Origin of the sequence: Variovorax sp. Root411 (genome assembly GCF_001425205.1) — a bacterium.
Classification (GTDB): domain Bacteria; phylum Pseudomonadota; class Gammaproteobacteria; order Burkholderiales; family Burkholderiaceae_C; genus Variovorax.
Window position 1 is genome coordinate 371,414 of record NZ_LMDW01000015.1, and the last position, 16,735, is coordinate 388,148.

Genomic DNA, 16,735 nt, shown 5'->3' on the forward strand with positions numbered 1-16,735 from the left:
GCTTGCTATTTTCGCCAGCGTGGTGCACACTCGCGGGCTTGAATTTGCGGGTTAACCCCGACGTTGATCGCCGATTCGAACCCCCCGCTCTTTTCTTGTGGTGCCCCATGGCGGCTTACGCCTCGATCACGTCCTCGTTCACAAAGTTTGCGCTCACCAGCCTGATGCTGGCGGCGTTGGCGACGGGGGCCGAGGCCCGCGGATGGTTCAGCGCCGGAAAAACGTCCGCCGAGGAAACAATTGCACTGTCCGACTTGCCGGTGCAAGGCCAGCGAACCTACCAGGCCATCCTCAGTGGCGGCCCCTTTCGGCATGACAAGGACGGCACGGTGTTCGGCAATCGCGAGCGTCTTTTGCCGCCGGCGCGGCGTGGCCATTACCGCGAGTACACGGTGCAGACGCCCGGTTCGCGCAATCGTGGTGCACAGCGGATCGTCTGCGGCGGCGAACAGCGCACGACACCCGAGGCCTGCTGGTACACGGCAGATCACTATGCGAGTTTCAGACGGATTGCGCCATGAGCGATGAAAACGACCTGAGCGGCGCCCTGAAGCGCCCCGACGAAATGATGATGACTATGGAAAGACCAGCGGAGATGACCTTATCCCTTCGTGCCGTACGCCCGAACATCGTGCAATCGATCCGCGCGTTCCGCGTGAACGACCTGCAGGACGCGGCCAACGCGGCCGGCCAGCACTTCCTGTACGCCAACCTGGGCAACGCCCAGACCAAGCAGGACGTGCTCGACCTGATCGCGCAGCAGTTCACGTTCCCGGCCCACTTCGGGAAGAACTTCGACGCGCTGTACGACTGCATGACCGATCCGTTGCATAAATCGGGCCCACAGCCGGGCTTCGTCATCGTGCTCGAGCAGATCCCGGCCAACGCCAAGTTCGACAAGGAAGCGCGCGAGCAGCTGCTCGACATCTTCCGCGACGCCTCGGACTACTGGGGCGACCGCAAGGTCCCGTTCCGGTGCTTCTATTCTTTTCTGTAGCCCGTTCTGCATCTACCAGCCAAGCAGAACGGGCGAACGAGGCTCAGCCGAACGCTGAAACCCTCGATGGCATCGAAGTGAACCCCAACGCCGCCGCAACGGCCGCCGCCAGCACCGAGCCGGCCGGCGAAAAAATGCCGACCGACAAACTGGTCGACGTGTCGCCCCTGGCGCTGCGCATGAGCAGCCCCTTCAACGCTGGCTACTGGCTCGCCGCCGCGTAATCGGCTCACCCCCAGGCTGCGCGCACTTCGTGTCGCTTCGCCTACCCCCTTCCGGGGGCGACGCTGGCCGACCGGCAGAGCCGGATCGGCGGCACCCTGGAATTGAAAGCCCCGCTTCTGCGGGGCTTTTTCATGGGGGAACGGCTTGGGCCAGGGCGACGTATTCGGCGACTGGCACCTCCTCGGCGCGGCGCTGCGCATCGAATTCGCCTGTGTAGCCATGCGTTTCGAGCCATTTACCAAGCGTATGCCGCAGGATCTTGCGGCGCTGGCTGAAGGCGGTCTGCACGATCTCGCCGAGCCGCGCCGCATCCACGGCCGGCGGTTCGGCCAGTGGCACCATCCGCACCACGGCGCTGTCCACGCGCGGCGGCGGGTCGAAGCTCTCGGGCGGCACGAACAGCACGTTTTCCATGTCGTAGCGCCACTGCAGCATCACGCTCAGGCGGCTGTAGTCCGAGGTGGCGGGTTTCGCCACCATGCGGTCGATCACTTCCTTTTGCAGCATGAAGTGCTGGTCGGCGACCAGGTGGGCATAGCCCAGCAGGTGGAACAGGATCGGCGTGGAGATGTTGTAGGGCAGGTTGCCCACCACGCGCAGGGGCTTCGACGCCTTGGCCGCGAGTTCGGCGAAATCCACCTTCAGCACGTCGGATTCGATGACGTCGAGCTGCGGATGCTCGCGCAGGCGCTTGGCCAGGTCGCGATCGAGCTCGATGACCGTCAGGCGGCCGAGCCGCTCGACCAGCGGCTGCGTCAGCGCCGCGAGCCCCGGGCCGATCTCGACCATGGGATCGCCGGGCTGCGGTGCAATCTCTTGCACGATCGCGTCGATGATCCCGCCGTCGGACAGGAAGTGCTGTCCGAACCGCTTCCTGGCGATGTGTGCCATCAGGACGACTGGGGCGGGTCGCGGTATTCGACGTAGGCGCGCGCACGCACTTCCTGCACCCAGGTGGTGAAGGCTTCGTCCACGCGCTGTTCGCGCAGCGCGGCGCGCGCGGCTTCGCGCTGCTCCGACTGGCTGAGCTTGGCATCGCGGCGTCCGACCACCTGGATCAGGTGCACGCCGAAGCGCGACACCACGGGGTCGCTGATCTGGCCCGGCGCGAGCCGGTCCATGGCTTCCTCGAATTCGGGCACGAACTGGCCCGGGCGCGACCAACCGAGGTCGCCGCCTGCCTTGGCGCTGGCGTCCTGCGAGTTGTCGCGCGCCAGGCCGGCGAAGTCGGCGGTGCCGGCCTGCACGCGGCGCTTGAATTCGGCCAGCTGCGCCACCGCCTGCGCCGTGGTGCGCTTGGGATCGTTGAGCAGCAGGATGTGGCGCACCTGCGTCTGCGTGACCGTCGCGTCGCCCGAACCGATCTGGGCCTTGGCCAGCACCTTGAGCACGTGGAAGCCGGCGCTGGAGCGCACCGGCCCGGCGATGCCGTTCACCGCCGTCGATTGCGTGGCCTCGACGAACAGCGACGGATAGCGGTCGGCACTGCGCATGCCGATGGCGCCACCATTGGCGCGGTCGGGCGAATCGGAGTTCTCGCGCACCAGCTTGGCAAAGTCTTCGCCGGAGCGGGCGCGCTGGGCGAGGTCCTGCGCCTTCTTCTGCGCAGCGGCCACCTGCGCGTCGGTGGCGTTCTCGGGAACGGCCACCAGCACCTGCGCGAGGTTGAGGTTTTCCAGCGCCGCATTCTTGACGGCGAGGTTGCGCTGGTCGCGCAGGTATTCGTCAGCCTCGGCGTCGCTGATCTTGACCTTCGACTCGACTTCGCGGTCGCGCAGGCGCGTGAGCAGCAGCTGGTCGCGCAGGTCGTTGCGGAAATCCTGCAGCGCGATGCCTTCGGCAGCCACGCGGCGGCGCAGCTCGACGAGGCTGATCTCGTTCTGGCGCGCCACGGTCTGCTCGGCCTGGTCGATGGCCACTTCGTCCACCTTGAGTCCGGCTTCCTTCGCGAGCTGAAGCTGTGCACGTTCCGTGATCAGCCGCTCGAGCACGAGCCGCGTGAGCTCGCTGCGGGGGACGCGTTCGGCGTCGGGGTTCTCCTTGATCAGCCGCGACACGCGCGTCTGCACGTCGGTGTTGGTGATCGGCTCCGAGTTGACCAGCGCAACGATGAATTCAGCCGAGCGCTGCACGGGGGCCGCAGCGGGCGCCGCCGCCGGCGCACGCGCTGCGGGCGGGCCCAGGCGCGGCCCGGCGCGCATGATGTCCGTGATGCCGCTGCCGGCGCGGTAGCCCTGTGCGCCCGAGCTTGCAGCGATTGCCGCGAGGCAGCCCAGGGTGATGATGGAACGGATGTATTTCATGGCGTCGCTCAGTCAGTCGTCTCAGTCGTAATTGGTGAAGCGGCTCGGCGCCTCGCCCGGTTGGCGCAAGGGTTCGTAGCGCTGGATGTTCTGCCGCAGGGCCTGCATGGGGCTGGAGCCGATGCTCGAGAAACCGACGAATTCGAGCTGGAACATGATGCGGGTGTTCGCCGTCACCTGGCCCGTGGTGATGCGTTGCAGCACTACGCGTCCGATCCAGCAGCAACCGTCGTACTCGAAACCGAGCACGCCGTCCGTGAGTTTCTTGTCCTGCAGGCTGTAGTTGAGCCGGCCGACCGCATACCAGCGGCCGCCGCCCTGGCCCTTGCCAGGGCCGAGGTTCTTGCCTTTGTCGCCCCACAGGTCGTTGATGGGCCATTGCCAGCCCACGTCGAGCGACTTGTTGCCGTCGGTCGCGGTCGGGGTGCTGGGCGCCTGGTAGCGGAAGGCCGCGCTCAGGTTGTGGTACGGCTCGGGGTTGTAGCGTGCGCTGATGGCCGATCGCTCCGACTTGCGCGTGTCGGGGTTGTACTGCACGACCGTGTCCAGGCTCCACTTGGGCGTCCAGTTGATCTGGGCGCCCACGAGCAGGTCGCTCTTGCGGTCGGTCACCGGCGTGCCGCCGGGCAGCGTGACCTTCTGGTCGCTGAAGCGCAGCCGCTGCGCGATGCCGAAGCGCGCGGCCTCGACGCCGGTTGCCGGATCGATCAGGCGCGAGGTCACGCCCAGCGTGAGGGCGTTGGTGTCCGAGATGCGGTCGCCGCCCGAGAACGCGTTCTCGGTGTAGATGGTCGCGAAGCTGAAGTCGTTGGCCGCCGAGTCGTAGTTCGGCAGCATGCTCTGGTTGCGGTACGGCGTGTAGACGTAGTACGCACGCGGCTCCAGCGTCTGGCGGAAGGCGCGCCCGAAGTAGCTGGCGTCGCGCTCGAAGATCAGGCCGCTGTCGAGGCTGAAGGTCGGCACCGTCCGGTTGCTGGAGGTCGGGAAGAAATACAGCGAGTTGGCGTTGTAGGGCACGCCATTGACGTACTGGACTCCGTTGAGCGTCAGCTTCGGAATGTCCGACTGCGGCAGGTAGTAGTTGTACGAGGCCGCGTTCAGCATCAGCTTGGGAATGACGAACGAACTCGGCGTGATGAACGGCCGGCTGATCGAGGCGACGGCCGAGGCGCGGTCGCCGTCGGGCTGCGACTGCTGGGTGGCGTCGTAGCCGGGCTGCCCCGCCAGGATCGTGTTCACGCGGAAGCGCGTGTAGTCCAGGTTGAGCGCCACGTCGAAGCCGTGCCAGTCGTACTTGTTGTAGTTGGCCGTGATCTGCGGCATCCGGTCGTACGCGGGCACGATCGGCGACAGGTTGTACTGCAGGTTCTGGTACTTCAGCGTGCGGACCATGCCGCTCCAGTCGCCCTTGCTCCAGCTGAGCGATGCGTCGTTGGGCAATTGGCGCTGCGTGAGCGACGGCGTGCGCGTGAAGTCGCGCCAGTAGTCGTTGTCGCTCACCCTGTTGATGATGATGCTGGCCGACAGCGAATCCAGGCCCAGCGCCTTGGCATCGAAGTCCTGGTGATGCGTGGCCCACAGCCCCCAGCGCTTGGTGCTGCCGGGCGCCGGGGTCAGGTCCTTGGCCTGGATCTCCCCGTTGGCCAGCTGCTGGAGCTGGCTGGCGCGCAGTTCGTTGTAGCGCTGGCCCACGAGCCGGTCGCTACCCATCAGGTCGAGGCGCATCGTTCCGTTGTAGCCTTTCTCGAGGTAGCGGAACTCGTTGCTGAAATCGACGCCGCGCTTGCTCATGACCGTCGGCGTGAACGTGGCGTCGCGGTTGGGGGCGATGTTCCAGTAGTACGGCTGCGCGATCTCGATGCCGTTGATGTTGTCGATGCCGATGGTGGGCGGCAGCAGGCCGCTCTTGCGCTCGTTCGACAGCGGGAAGCTCACGCTCGGAATCGGCGGCGTGGTGATGCCCATGAAGCTCAGCCGCGCATTCTTGGCCACGCCCTCGTTTTCCTCGGTGTCCGTGGTCATCGTGGTCGCGGTGAGCAGCCAGGCCGGCATCCAGCCCGGGAAGTCCTCGCGGCGGCAGGTGGTGTAGGTGGCTTCGCGCGCCACCGACACGTTGGCGTCGACGAAGTCGATGCGCTTGGCCTCGCCGTGCGCTTCGTTCGCGAGGAACTTGTAGCGCACGTTGTTGAAGAAGCCCTCGAAGGTCTCGAGCTTGAGCTCCAGCTCTGGGCCTTCGTACACGTTGCCGGCCTGGTTGACCCGCACGTTGCCGGTGGCCTTGGCGCGGTCGTCGGGCTGGTAGTACTCGAGCCGGTCGGCAGTGATGGACACCGCGCCGCGCCGCAGCGTGGCGTTGCCCTCGACCACGGTCTCGAGATCGGGCCGGCCGGAGATGCGGTCGCCGGTGACGATGCTGGGCATCTGGCTGCGGTCCGCGGGCGTCAGGGTTTCGGTCAGCAGCGGCGTGCGCTTCAGCGTGAGCGGCCCGTCGAGGTTGCCGACCTGCTGCGCGGACACGCCGTGCGCGTGCATCAGGGCCAGCGACAGAACGGCCAGCGGCAGCGGCGGGGTGGAGCGCCGCAGGGCGACACGCCGGCGCATCAAGCCACCCGCCCCGCTGTTCCGAGAGAAGCCGCCGACTCCCCGAGGGAGAGCGGCAGCGAGCGCACAAGGTGCCAAGCGTGGGGGCTTTGGGTCGTAGGCATCGGTTCGGAACGAAGGATCGTCGGGAGACGGCGCGGCAGGCCGGCGGGTTGCAGGGGCCGGCAGCAACCCGCATCGGCCGGAAGCCGGCCAAGGGGGATTGCCGCGCCAGGCGGATTTGTAGAATCGATTATCCATGACAGCACCCCCGCCCCCGGCCTCATTGGCCCCAAGCCCCGCCGAGACCATCCCCTGGACCGATCCGCAGCGGGCCGAAGCATTCCGGGCCTGGGTGGCCGCCATCGCGCCTGCCCACCGGCTGCTGCCCGACACGGTGCGGCTCGCCTCGGCCGACGCGAGCTTCCGCCGCTATTTCCGCCTCGACACCACCGACCCGGCCGCGCCCACGCGCATCGTGATGGACGCCCCGCCGGACAAAGAAAACAGCGCCCCCTTCGTCCAGGTGGCGCAGCTGATGGCCGGCGCCGGCGTGCTCGCCCCCACGGTGCTCGAATGGGACCAGCCCCACGGCTTCCTGCTGCTCGACGACCTGGGCCGCCAGACCATGCTGGACGTGATCGATCCGGCCCGGCCCGACGCGAGCCGCCCGCTCTACGACCAGGCCATCGACGCATTGATCCGCTGGCAGTTGGCCTCCAAACCCGGCGTGCTGCCACCCTACGACCGGGCGCTGCTCGAACGCGAGCTGGCGCTGTTCCCCGAGTGGCACATCGGCCGCCACCGCGGCATCGCGGTCGAGGGCAAGCTGAAGGAGCGGCTGGAGCGCAGCTTCAAGCTGATCGTCGAGAGCAACCTCGCATCGCCCAGCGTCTACGTGCACCGCGACTTCATGCCGCGCAACCTCATGGCCGGCAACGGTCCCGCGCTGGGTGTGCTCGACTTCCAGGATGCGGTCTACGGCCCGATCACCTACGACGTCGCCAGCCTGATGCGCGACGCCTTCCTGAGCTGGGACGAGGAATTCGTGCTCGACGTCACCATCCGCTACTGGACGGCGGCGCGCAAGGCCGGCCTGCCGGTCGACGAGGACTTCGGCGCCTTCTACCGCGCGGTCGAGTGGATGGGGCTGCAGCGCCACCTGAAGGTGGCCGGCATCTTCGCGCGCCTCACGCTGCGCGACGGCAAGCCCAAGTACCTGGCCGACACGCCGCGCTTCATCGCCTACATCCGCGCCACCGCCAGCCGCTACATGGAGCTGACGCCGCTGCTGCGCGTGATCGACGAAGTCGAGGGCACCTCGGCCCTCACCGGCTTCGCCTACGGCCGCGTCTGAAGGAAAACGGCTCCCCACCGCCATCGATTTCACAGCATGCCGCGTTTTCACTGTTCCGTGCCGCTGACCACCGGCGCCAGCCTGGCGCTGCCGGCCGGCGCCGCGCGCCATGTGCAGGTGCTGCGGATGCAGCCCGGCGATGCGCTCACGCTGTTCGACGGCACAGGCGGCGAATACGCGGCGACGGTCGAGCGCATGGGCCGCAGCGAGGTCGCGGTGACGGTCGGCGCGCACCAGCCGGCGGAACGTGAAGCCCCGCGCGCCGTGCATCTGGCGATCGGCATGCCGGCGAACGAACGCATGGACTGGCTGGTGGAAAAAGCCACCGAGCTCGGCGTGGCGAGCATCCAGCCGCTGGCCACGGCCCACGGCGTGCTGCGCCTGTCGGGCGAGCGCGCCGAGAAGAAGCGGGCGCACTGGGAGGCGATCGCGGTCGCGGCCTGCGAACAGTGCGGGCGCAACCGCGTGCCAGTGATCCATCCGGTGCAGTCCTTTTCGGGCTGGCTCGATGCGCAGCACGACACGGGATCGACCGCCGTGCGCCTCGTGCTGAGCCTCGCGGAGGGCACGCGCGCCCTTCCTGCGGTGCAACAGATCCCCGATGGCCACGGCGCGGTCGTGCTGAGCGGCCCCGAAGGCGGCCTGAGCAGCCCGGAAGAACAGCAGGCCATCGCCCGCGGCTTCGCCCCCGTCACCCTCGGCACGCGCGTGCTGCGCGCCGAAACCGCGGCGCTGGCCGCGCTGGTGTGCCTCGCCGGGCTCTAGGCAGGCCGCGCAAGGTGGTGTTTTCCGCAACGCGCGCGCGGAAAGCCTGAGAAACAATCGTTACTCTACTGAGACAAAAGAAGGACTTTCGATGTCCCGCTCGCCAGGTCCACTGCGCCTCGCCCCTCTCGTTCTTGCCGCGCTGGTGTGCACCGCGCACGGCGCGCTCGCCCAGAGCCCAGCTGTCGCCCCCACGCCCGCGCAGGTCAGCCCCGATGTCGACAAGGCCTACACGCAGTTGATGGCATCGCCCGCCATCAAGAAACTGCTCGACGCCGTCAAGGCCGACCACGAGCGCTCGGTCGAAGACCTGATGATGCTCACCGAGATCGAGGCGCCGCCCTTCAAGGAACAGCAGCGCGCCGAAGCCTTTCTCGCGCGCATGAAGGCCCTCGGCCTGACGCACGCGAAGATCGACGCCGAAGGCAACGTGGTCGGCCTGCGCAAGGGCACGGGCAACGGGCCGAAGCTGCTGATCTCGGCCCACCTCGACACCGTGTTTTTGCGGACGACACCCGCGGGCTCGCCGTGCTGCTGTCGTGGCTGAAGGTGCTGAACGACAACAAGGTCCAGACGGTGGGCGACCTGCTGTTCGTGGGCAACGTGGGCGAGGAAGAGCTCGGCAACCTGCGTGGCATCAAGGCCGTCTTCAACGACCACCTCGACATCGACGGCATGGTGGGGCTGGAGCCGTCGCCGCCGGGCGCGGTGCTGGTGCTCGGCACCGCGAGCCACCGATACGAGGTCACGTTCAAGGGCCCGGGCGGCCACAGCTTCGGCGCCTTCGGCCAAGTGCCGAGCGCCATCCACGGCATGGGCCGCGCCATCGCGAAGATCGCCGACGTGCACACGCCGAGCTTCCCGAAGACGACCTTCACCGTCGGCACCGTGGGCGGCGGGACCTCGGTCAACACCATCGCGCCGGATGCGCGCATGGCCATCGACATCCGCTCGGACGACATGGGCTCGCTGCTGGAGACCGAAAAGAAGATCCTCGCGGCCGTCGACGAAGCCGTGGCCGAGGAAAACAGGCGCTGGAACGTCAACACGCTGAGCGTGAGCACCAGGCTCATCGGCAACCGCCCCGGCGGCCGCACGCCGCCCGACTCGGTGATCGTGGAGGCCGCCGTCCGCTCGAACAGCGCCTTCGGCCACAAGACCCTGCTGCGCGGCGGCAGCACCGACGCCAACGTGCCGATCTCGCTGGGCATTCCGGCCATCATCGTCGGCGGCGGCGGCAAGGCCTCCGGATTCCATTCGCTGAGCGAGTCCATCGACGTGACAGACGCATGGAAAGGCGCGCAGAATTCGCTGCTCACCGTGCTGGGCCTGGTGGGAGTGCAAGGGGTCAGTCCCGCGTTGCTCCCCAAACGGACGGCCCGTACCAAGTAATTTGTCACGTTGCCAGTTTGAAAGTGATGTTCCACTTTCAGCTTATGGTCCGCCGCGCCTAACAATGCTGTCGGTCTGTCACACACCAAAAGGAAAAGCCATGGGATTGCTCGATTCAGTACTCGGTCAGGTGCTCGGGGGCGCTGCCCAACAGCAGCAACCGCAAAGCGGTGGACTGGGCGATCTGGGAGGCCTGGCCGGTGCGCTGGGCGGCCTGCTCGCCAACAACGGCGGGCAGGGAGGCCTGGGCGGCCTTGTCTCGAAGTTCGAGCAGGCGGGCATGGGCGACGTCATCGGCTCGTGGATCGGCAAGGGAGAAAACCAGCCGGTTTCGGGCGATCAGCTGCAAAGCGCGCTGGGTGGCGACACCATCGCCGCCATCGCGTCCAAGCTCGGCATCAATGCGCAAACGCTGCTGCCGATGCTGGCCACCATGCTGCCGGCGCTGATCGACCAGCTCACGCCGCACGGCAAAGTCCCGGACCAGGGTCTGGGCAACCACGACGACCTGCTGGGTTCGCTCAGCGGCCTGCTGCAAGGCAGGCAGTCCTGATTCGAAGGACTGTCTTCTTCCTGAATTCATGCGCCCGCGAGGGCGCTTTTTTTTGGCCGCACGTGTTGGCCGACAATCCCGCTGGCATCAATCGAGGGAAATGGCATGGCGGGCAGTCGCAAGTCGAAGGAAGAAGGGCTGGAGGCGCAGCCCGACGGCACCGTGCGGTGGTCCAAGGGCATGCGCGAGGCGCTCGCGCAGTTCAACGACCGGCCCTGCGGCCACTGCGGCGGCCTGCTCTGCGATGAACGCAGCCTCTGCGACAGCCTCGACTTCTTTCGCCGCCACCGCTCCAGCTTCTACCCCCCGCGCGCCGCACGGCTGCGCATGCTCGACATGCATGGCTCCGCCGCGGCGGAACTGTTCTTCGAACCGTCCCCGCACAAGGAAGCCGTCACCGACCTGCTGGCCATCCACGATGCGGCGGTCGTCGGCTTCTTCGTGGCTCAGGTCAAGCAGATCGACTGCAAGAACGCCCTCGTCAAGCAGGCTGGCCGCTGGCCGCTGTTCGTGCTGCGCGAGTTGCTGTCGGCGAACCCGGCGCGGCACCAGGCCGGCGCCGCTCTGGTCCTGGAGCTGCTGGCCGCGAATCCCGACTGGCAGAAACCGCTGGAAGCCTCCTGCGATGACGCTCAGCGCAAAACACTCGCGCGCCTGCAGGAAGACAGCTCCGGCGGCGTGACCGATGCCGCTCCCGATGCCTGGCCCGCGCTGCTGCGGCGCCCGCCGTGGAAGAACCGGCAGGCGCTGCCCGTCATCCCGACGCTGGCCTTGCAGCCCCTGCCGCCGACGGCGCTGCTGCACTGGAGCGATCTGCCGCCACCGCAGTACCTGCAGGCCACGGGCGAATCGTCGGACTGGCTGGCCCGCGAACTCCGGGTCTCGCGCGAAAGCGCCGACCGGTGGATGAAGGGGTTCGCGCGCAACCAACCCGACGCGCCTGCAGAGGTGCGCGAGGGCGGCACGGTTCACAAGGCCCTGTGGATGCTGGGCCTGCGCCCCGAGCTCATCGAGGCCGTCGCAGCGAACGGCCGCGAGATCGGCCCGGAAGACTTCGGCACGCTGCCGGGCAACCACTGGGGCGTCGCCGAATGCATCTGGCACCTGCCCCTGCCGCTGGCCATCGCGGTATTCATGCATGGGCCACCCCCCATCCTCTACTCGGGCGATGTCTCGCGCGTGCGGCCCATCCTCCATGCGTTCGGCGCTGCCGCGCTGCCGGGGCTGCCGCGCTTCCTCAAGCAGGGCTCTCGCGCAATGTTCGAGCTGGCCTCGGTCATCGAATGGGATCCGCTCGCCGGCTGGATCGCCAGGGGCTTTCACACCAACCGCTGGGTCCGGCGCGAAGCCGGCGACTGGCTGGCGCGCTATCCCGACACGGCCGCGCGCGGCCTTGTTCCCGTCGCGCTGGGCGAACCCGGCCCCGCGCGCGAGGCGGCGCAGGCCGCGCTGCGCTGGCTGCACGGCGCCGGCCACGCCGAAGCGGTGCGCAACCAGGCCCACGCCTACGGCGCCGAAGCCGCCAATGCGGTGGCGCAGCTGCTGGCCATCGCGCCTGAAGAACTCCTGCCCGACAACCTGCCCATGGTGCCGAAGGCCTTGCCGCTGGCTGCGTTGCCCCGCCTGATCCTCAAGGCAGGCGGCCACGCGCTACCGCAGGCGGTGGTGCCCGACGTGTTGATGGCGATGATGCTCGGCAAGCCCGACGCCCCCTATCCGGGGCTGGCCGGGCTGCTGGATGCACTCACGCCCGATTCCCTCGCGCGCTTCGGCCGCGCGCTGCTGGCCTGGTGGATCGGCAACGGCCGCCCGGCCAAGGAGCGCTGGATGTTCACGCTGCAGGGGCGCCTCGGCGACGGTGAGACCGCGCGCCAGCTCTACGGCCTGCTGCGCCAGTGGCGCGTCGCGCTCGACCGCGTGCGCGCCTACGACGCGATGGCGATGCTCGGCGAGATCGGCAGCGATGCCGCGCTGATGCACCTGGCCGAACTCGCGCGCCAGACCCGCCACGACGACCTGCGCACACGCGCCGACCGCATGCTCGGCGAAGTGGCCGAACAGCGCGGCCTCAGCCTCGACCAGCTGGCCGACCGCACCGTGCCCGACCTCGGCCTCGACACGCGCACCCGGCTGACGCTCGACTTCGGCCCGCGCAGCTTCGAAGTGCGCATGGACGACAACTTCCAGCCCGTGGTGCACGACGCCAGGGGCAAGGCACTCAAGGCGCTGCCCAAGCCGGGCGCCAACGACGACGCCGGCAAGGCCACCGCTGCAACCACGCAGCTGAAGGAGCTGCGCAAGCTCGCGAAGACCGTGGCCACCACGCAGGTCAAGCGCCTGGAGGCCGCGATGTGTGCGCAGCGCCGCTGGGGCCCCGACGAGTTCATGCCCTTCTTCGCCAACCATCCGGTGCTGCGGGTCTTCAGCCGGCCGCTGGTCTGGGGCCTGTTCGACGCATCGGGAAGACAGCTCGAAGGCAGCTTCCGCATCAGCGCCGAGGGCGAACTGACGGATCTGCAAGACAACGCCATCAAATTGCCCGAGACCGCGCGCATCGGCCTGCCGCATCCGCTCGAAATCGCGGCCCTCGACCCGTCGCTGGCGACCGCCTGGGCGGCCGTGCTGGCCGACTACGAGATCGTGCAGCCCTTCGAACAGCTGATGCGACCGGTCTTCGTGCTCGACGAAGCGCTGCGCCCGCGCCGCGAGCTGCCGCACTGGGCCGGCCGCGCCGTGTCGAACGCCGCCCTCATGGGCCTGGAAACGCGCGGCTGGCAGCGCGCGGTGGGCGACGGCGGCATGGTCGACAGCTTCAACAAGGCCGTGCCCGGCGGACGCCGCATCTGCCTGCAACTCGAAGAAGGCTGGTTCGTGCAGGACAGCCCCGACGGCAAGGAACTGCAGGCCGTGCGCGCGGTGGCGCTCGACGGCACCGAAGGCACGTTGGACGACCTGCCGCCCATCCTTTTCAGTGAAATCGAACGCGACCTGCAACGCGTGATACGGGACACACCATGAACCGCAACCTCTGGCTGCTCGCCATCTGCCAGGGCCTGCTCCTGACCAACAACGTCACCTTCATCGCCATCAACGGGCTGGTGGGCCTGAGCATCGCGCCGCGCGGCTGGATGGCGACGCTGCCGGTGATGAGCTACGTGATCGGCGGTGCGCTCAGCACCGGGCTGGTGGCCCGCACGCAGCAGCGCCTCGGCCGGCGCGGTTCGTTCCAGACCGGGTTGGCGGTGGCGCTGGTGTCTGCCCTGCTGTGCTGCTATGCGGCCGCCACGAAGAATTTCTGGCTGCTGTGCTTCGCCACGGTGGTCGCGGGCTACTACAACGCCAATGCGGGGCTCTACCGCTTTGCCGCAGCCGAACTCGCGGCGCCGGCGTGGCGCGAGAAGGCGGTGTCGGTGGTGATGGCGGGTGGGCTGATCGGCGCGGTCGCGGGGCCTAACCTCGCGACGGCCACGCGCCAGGTCTTCGCCGTGCCGTTCGCGGGCGCCTACATCGCGCTGGCCGCGGTGGCGCTGCTGTCGATGGCGGTGATGCACTTCATCGAATTCCCCGCCGCGCCCACGCGCACGGGGGCCGCCGGGGGCCGGCCATTGGGCGAGATCATGCGGCAGCCGGTGTTCATCGTGGCCGCCGCCGCGGGCGCGCTGGGCTACGGCGTGATGAACCTGCTGATGGCCGCGACGCCCATCGCGATGCAGATCTGCAGCCTGCCGTTCTCCGATGCCGCACTGGTGCTCGAATGGCATGTGATCGGCATGTTCGCGCCGGGCTTCTTCACCGGCCATTTGATCCGCCGCTTCGGCGCGCTGCCGGTGATGGGCGTGGGGCTGGTGCTCAACCTCGGGTGCATCGCGATCGCGCTTTCGGGCGTCGAGCTGCACCACTTCGTCGTGGCGCTGTGCTTGCTCGGCGTGGGCTGGAATTTCCTGTTCACCGGCAGCACCACGCTCTCGCTCACGACCTACACCGCCGAGGAGCGCGACCGCGCACAAGGTGCGCTGAACTTCTGCGTGTTCGCCACGCTGGCGGTGACTTCGTTCGCCTCGGGCGTGCTGGTCACCACGCAGGGCTGGCAGCTGCTGAACCTCGGTTCGCTGGTGCCGGTGGTGCTGACCGGCGCGGCGTTGCTCTGGCTCGCGCGCAGGCGCGCCGTCAGGCCGGCGGCGGAAAGCGCCGGTTGAGCCAACGCTGCAGCGCTTCGAAGACGGGGTCGGCCTCGAGCTCGTTGAAGATCTCGTGGTACAGCGTGTCGAAGCAGTGCGCCTCGACCTTGCCGCCGGGCGCGGCGGCCGCGGCAAAAGCGCGGCTGGCGGCGGGCATCACGAGGCGGTCGTCTCCCGCATAGAGCAGCAGCGTCGGCACGGGCCAGCTGGCGGCCCGCTGCTGCACCGTCGCGCCTTCGTACGCCAGGAAGCGAGCGAGCCGGCCGCCGATGCGGTCGTGCGTGAGCGGGTCGTCGCGGTAGGCCTGCACCACGGCCGGGTCGTGCGAAAGGTAGTTGTCGTCGAGCCCATTGCCCACGCGCAGGTTCGGCGCTATGCGCGGCAGCACCGCGAGCAGCGCCTTCTGGAAACCGCTCAGCCCCGGATCAAGCCCCGGCGAAGAAAGCACCAGCCCGTCGACCGGCCGCACCCCGCGCGCCACCAGGCTCGCCGCGGCCAGCCCGCCCAGGCTGTGCCCCAGCAGCACGAGCGGCAGGCCGGGGTTCTCGCGGCGCGTGTCGTCGATCACGAGGGCGAGGTCGTCGACCAGCCGCAGCTCGCCGGGCAAGCCGCCGCGCGCACCGGTGGATTCGCCGTGTCCGCGGTGGTCGTGCGCCCATACCGCGAAGCCCCATTCGTGCAGGCATTCCGCGAGCGCGTGGTAGCGGCCCGCGTGCTCGCCGAGCCCATGGACCAGCATGATCACGGCGCGCGCCGGGCCGGGCGCCGGCAGCCGGCGCAGGGCGAGCGTCTCGCCATCCGGCGTGGACAGCGACACGCGCTGCGGCAATGGCGGCGCCTCGCTCAAGCGGCCACTGGCTCCGATGCGGCAGCGCGGTGCGCAGCCGGCAGCGCAGCGATCACCTCGGCCACGGCGGCCGTGAGTTTCTTGGCATAGGGCACATGCAGGAACTCGTTCGGGCCGTGCGCATTGCTCTTCGGGCCGAGCACGCCGCAGACCATCATCTGCGCCTTCGGGAAGCCGGCGCTGAGCATGTTCATCAGCGGGATCGTGCCGCCCTGGCCGATGTAGCCGCATGAGGCGCCGAAGTGCGCCTGCGAAGCCTTGTTGAGCGCGTCCTCGAACCACGGCGTGATCGTCGGCGCGTTCCAGCCGGTGGCTCCGCCGCCGCTTTCGAAAGTCACGCGGGCCTGGTAGGGCGCGTTGTCCTCGAGCAGCGCCTTGAGCTTCTGCACCGCTTCGGCCGCATCGACCAGCGGCGGCAGGCGCAGCGAGAGCTTGAACGCGGTGTACGGGCGCAGCACGTTGCCCGCGTCCTTCAGCGCCGGGAAGCCTTCGGCGCCGGTCACCGACAGCGTGGGTTTCCATGTGCGGTTGAGCAGGGCCTCGACCGGATCGGTGGTGGTCGGCAGCGCGAACGTGGTCGAACCGCCGCAGTCGTAGTGCGCCCACGGAAAGCGCTTGTAGACCTCGTCGCCGAGGATCGCGGCGGTGGCCTTGGCCTGCGCCAGGCGGTCGGCCGGCACTTCGCAGTGGAAGCTCGCGGGCAGCAGGCGGCCGGTGGCGCTGTCCTCGAGGCGGTCGAGCACCTGCCGCATGATGCGGAAGCTCGAAGGCACGAGGCCCGAGGCGTCGCCCGAATGGATGCCTTCGGTCAGCACCTCGACCTTGAGCGTGCCGCTGGCCATGCCGCGCAGCGAGGTGGTGAGCCACAGCTGGTCGTAGTTGCCGGCGCCGGAATCGAGACAGATCACCAGCTCGACGTTGCCCAGGCGCGGGCGCAGTGCGTCGACATACGGCAGCAGGTCGTAGGAGCCGCTCTCCTCGCAGGTCTCGATCAGGCCGACGATGCGCGGATGCGCCGCGCCCTGGTTCTTGAGCGCCTGCAGCGCGGCGATGCTGGCGTACACCGCATAGCCGTCGTCGGCGCCGCCGCGGCCGTAGAGCAGGCCGTTCTCGTACTTGGGCGTCCACGGGCCGAGGTCGTTGCGCCAGCCGGTGAATTCGGGCTGCTTGTCGAGGTGGCCGTACATCAGCACGGTCTCGCCCATGTCGGTGCCGGTGGCAGCCACTTCGAAGAACAAGACGGGGGTGCGGCCTTCGAGGCGCACGATCTCGAGCTTCAGGCCTTCGACCTTCTGCGCCTCGACCCAGGCCGCGGCGTTGCGCAGCACGGTCTCGAGGTAGCCATTGGCCGACCAGTCCTTGTCGAAGCCGGGCGACTTGGCGGGAATGGCGATGTAGTCGGTGAGCTGCTTGAGGATGTCGCCGTCCCACTGGGCGGTGACGTCGGACAGGGCACGCTCGGCGTCGAGCGTGCCGGCGGGCATTTCGCGGTGCAGGGGGGCGTTCATCGAGGGGTTCTCCGCGGGTGACGAGAAAAA

At 68.6% G+C, this 16,735-nt stretch carries 13 protein-coding genes and 1 pseudogene; 9 read left to right on the top strand and 5 right to left on the bottom strand.

All coding sequences use genetic code 11. The features are described 5' to 3' along the window. The first annotated feature begins 107 nt into the window (after positions 1-107). From ASC92_RS15790 to ASC92_RS29320, 3 genes are all read left to right on the top strand, one after another. The gene (locus ASC92_RS15790) at positions 108-521 is read left to right on the top strand and encodes a ribonuclease domain-containing protein (RefSeq protein ID WP_056517314.1); all 414 of its coding nucleotides are present in this window, start codon (positions 108-110) and stop codon (positions 519-521) included. 50 nt (positions 522-571) lie between these two features. Beyond that, on the top strand, positions 572-997 hold the full coding sequence (locus ASC92_RS15795) for a barstar family protein (protein WP_086011111.1): 426 nt from the start codon (positions 572-574) through the stop codon (positions 995-997). Between the two features lie 77 nt (positions 998-1,074). After that, positions 1,075-1,221 (top strand): hypothetical protein, encoded by a 147-nt coding sequence (locus tag ASC92_RS29320; RefSeq protein ID WP_155403714.1) that lies wholly within the window; start codon positions 1,075-1,077, stop codon positions 1,219-1,221. A 130-nt stretch (positions 1,222-1,351) separates the two neighbouring features. Here ASC92_RS29320 and rsmA read toward each other — a convergent pair whose 3' ends face one another. From rsmA to ASC92_RS15810, 3 genes are read right to left on the bottom strand one after another with little or no spacing between them, the layout of a single operon-like run. Next, the gene (gene rsmA / locus ASC92_RS15800; RefSeq protein WP_056517316.1) at positions 1,352-2,113 is read right to left on the bottom strand and encodes a 16S rRNA (adenine(1518)-N(6)/adenine(1519)-N(6))-dimethyltransferase RsmA; all 762 of its coding nucleotides are present in this window, start codon (positions 2,111-2,113) and stop codon (positions 1,352-1,354) included. Beyond that, positions 2,113-3,525, bottom strand: coding sequence for a peptidylprolyl isomerase (locus tag ASC92_RS15805; RefSeq protein ID WP_056517329.1), 1,413 nt, complete (start codon positions 3,523-3,525; stop codon positions 2,113-2,115). Before ASC92_RS15805 ends, rsmA begins: the two co-directional genes overlap by 1 nt. Before the next feature lie 21 nt (positions 3,526-3,546). Next, positions 3,547-6,126, bottom strand: coding sequence for an LPS-assembly protein LptD (locus ASC92_RS15810; RefSeq protein ID WP_056517331.1), 2,580 nt, complete (start codon positions 6,124-6,126; stop codon positions 3,547-3,549). A gap of 238 nt (positions 6,127-6,364) precedes the next feature. On the opposite strand from ASC92_RS15810, the gene ASC92_RS15815 reads away from it, so the two are divergent. From ASC92_RS15815 to ASC92_RS15840, 6 genes and pseudogenes are all read left to right on the top strand, one after another. Next, the gene (locus tag ASC92_RS15815) at positions 6,365-7,462 is read left to right on the top strand and encodes an aminoglycoside phosphotransferase family protein (protein ID WP_056517332.1); all 1,098 of its coding nucleotides are present in this window, start codon (positions 6,365-6,367) and stop codon (positions 7,460-7,462) included. 36 nt (positions 7,463-7,498) lie between these two features. Beyond that, entirely contained in the window at positions 7,499-8,227 is a 729-nt protein-coding gene (locus ASC92_RS15820; protein ID WP_056517333.1) for a 16S rRNA (uracil(1498)-N(3))-methyltransferase, read from the top strand. Positions 8,228-8,318: 91 nt separating this feature from the next. Next, a pseudogene (locus ASC92_RS15825) lies at positions 8,319-9,619 on the top strand (M20/M25/M40 family metallo-hydrolase). Between the two features lie 100 nt (positions 9,620-9,719). Beyond that, positions 9,720-10,172 carry a YidB family protein gene (locus ASC92_RS15830; protein ID WP_056517334.1) on the top strand — a complete coding sequence of 151 codons (453 nt, stop codon included), beginning with the start codon at positions 9,720-9,722 and terminating at the stop codon, positions 10,170-10,172. A gap of 105 nt (positions 10,173-10,277) precedes the next feature. Further along, complete coding sequence (locus tag ASC92_RS15835) at positions 10,278-13,190, top strand: DUF4132 domain-containing protein (RefSeq protein ID WP_056517337.1); 2,913 nt, start codon at positions 10,278-10,280, stop codon at positions 13,188-13,190. Continuing rightward, complete coding sequence (locus ASC92_RS15840) at positions 13,187-14,368, top strand: MFS transporter (protein WP_056517343.1); 1,182 nt, start codon at positions 13,187-13,189, stop codon at positions 14,366-14,368. The genes ASC92_RS15835 and ASC92_RS15840 overlap by 4 nt, the downstream gene beginning before the upstream one ends. On the opposite strand, the gene ASC92_RS15845 is transcribed toward ASC92_RS15840, so the two are convergent. Next, the gene (locus tag ASC92_RS15845; protein ID WP_056517345.1) at positions 14,340-15,197 is read right to left on the bottom strand and encodes an alpha/beta hydrolase; all 858 of its coding nucleotides are present in this window, start codon (positions 15,195-15,197) and stop codon (positions 14,340-14,342) included. The two genes, ASC92_RS15840 and ASC92_RS15845, sit on opposite strands and share 29 nt — an antisense overlap. Further along, positions 15,194-16,705, bottom strand: coding sequence for a M20 family metallopeptidase (locus ASC92_RS15850; RefSeq protein WP_056517346.1), 1,512 nt, complete (start codon positions 16,703-16,705; stop codon positions 15,194-15,196). The genes ASC92_RS15845 and ASC92_RS15850 overlap by 4 nt, the downstream gene beginning before the upstream one ends. Between the last annotated feature and the right edge of the window lie 30 nt (positions 16,706-16,735).